This is a genomic window from Mycobacterium sp. C31M, from assembly GCF_053345865.1.
In genome coordinates, this window is sequence record NZ_JBKFAX010000038.1 from 1 (window position 1) to 1,688 (window position 1,688).

Consider the following 1,688-nt stretch of genomic DNA (forward strand, 5'->3'; position numbering starts at 1 on the left):
TAGCTGGCTGTAGGTCGAGTCAAGGGGTGTGGAGGCCGTAGTGGGTCGACGCCCCAAGGCCGGGCGTGTTTTCGTGCGGTCGGTGGTGCTGCTGGGTTGGGGCGGGTGCCTGGCGCCCACGCTGACGTATGCAACCTCGGTGGGTTATCTGGCGTCGTTCGGGCTGCCGTGGAGGCGAAGGGCCGGGTGCCAAGCTAGCCTCGGCGTGACCCGGGGGTTCGCCATAGCGGGTACGGCATCTGATCCGGCCCTTCGTCCCGTCCGCTTAGCGTGGCACTACCGACGGGAGTTGTGAAGGGTGTTGGTCGGTCCTTTCGCCGGGGGTGTGGTGCGGTGGGGTCTAGGCCCAGCGGGTCGGTTCGTAGGTGGCGTGGTCGCGCACGAGTGCGTGGGCGATGCGGTTGGCGCGATGGGCCAACGCGCAGGCGACGATGCCGCCGGGCTTGCCGCGATCTTTGAGTCCGTGGGCGTAGGTCTTGGCGGCCGGTTCGTTGAGCCATAGTCCGATACCAAGGTCGATCAGGGCGCGGCGCAGGGCGACGCTGCCTTCACGGCTGATGCCGCCGTCGCGGCGTTTGTGAGCGGATTCGTATTGCATCGGGGACAACCCCGACGCGCGGTAGATCTGCCGGGGTCCCGGCCAGCGTTTCGGATCGCCAAGGGCAGCAGCGTAATTGGATACTCGTATCACTGCCCAGCCCGGTACCGAAGTCAGCGTCGCGTACGGGCTGCGCGGCAGTAGCAAGGTCAGCGCGGTCTCCGCGGACTGGATCTGGTCGTCCAGATCGGCCAACAACACCAGGTCGGCAGCCAGTATCCGGCGCGCGATCACTGCGTCTCGGGTTGGCAGTGCATCGCGGGCCGCGGCGACCAGACGCTCAGCGACGGGGCGGCGCAGTTGCAGGTCGCGGGTCGCGGCGAACCGGATCAGCCGGGTGACTCCGAGCCCGGCCAGCCGCGCCGGGTCGGTGAACTCGGCCGCGATTAGCCGGCCGATCTTGGTGCCCAGTACGTCGGGCAGGGCCAGGGTCAGTCCAGGAAAGGCGCGGTCCAGCTGGCCGAGCAGCTGATTCTTCGTCGCGCTACGCGCAGCGACCCGCCGGCTCCGATGTGTGGCCCAGGCGCTGATCTCACCGGTCACGACATCGCGATCGGTGACCGGGCGTCCGTACCCGGCCAGCACCAGCTCGGTGATCGCCTCGAGGTCGATCACGTCGGTCTTGATCCGGCGTCGTCCCTGCACTCGGCGTTGCTCGGCGACCTGAGCGGGATTGAGTTCCAATACTTCCCACCCATCGGGCCATCGATGGTCGAGCACCGGTCGGTGATAGTGGCCGGCCGCCTCCACGCCCACCTTGACCTGCACCGCTGCAGATGCGGCAGCCATCGCGCGAGCCGCCGCAGCGGCCAGACCCGACCCGGTCATCGCGAATTCCGACGGCGCGAGCAACCGATGGCGAGCCGCGTCGGTCACCGAAAGCACTGCTGAGGTCTTGCCGACATCGACGGCAACGACGATCGTGGACGACGTGACTGGAGCTACATGCACAGACACAACAACACCTCCGGGGTGTGTCAGGAGGTTCCACGTGCGTCAACACGCGGACCCCGAAAAGGAATCAGTTACAGATCCCTTCCTGACACCTCCGGAGGCATTTGAGAAGGACCAACTCGATCTATATCAGCGG

At 66.9% G+C, this 1,688-nt stretch carries 1 protein-coding gene; it reads right to left on the bottom strand.

Translation table 11 applies throughout. From position 1 onward, the window contains the following. Positions 1-340 precede the first annotated feature (340 nt). A complete protein-coding gene (locus tag ACLBYA_RS31560; RefSeq protein WP_447713423.1) occupies positions 341-1,555 on the bottom strand; it encodes an IS110 family transposase in 1,215 nt (404 codons plus the stop codon). Positions 1,556-1,688 lie beyond the last annotated feature (133 nt).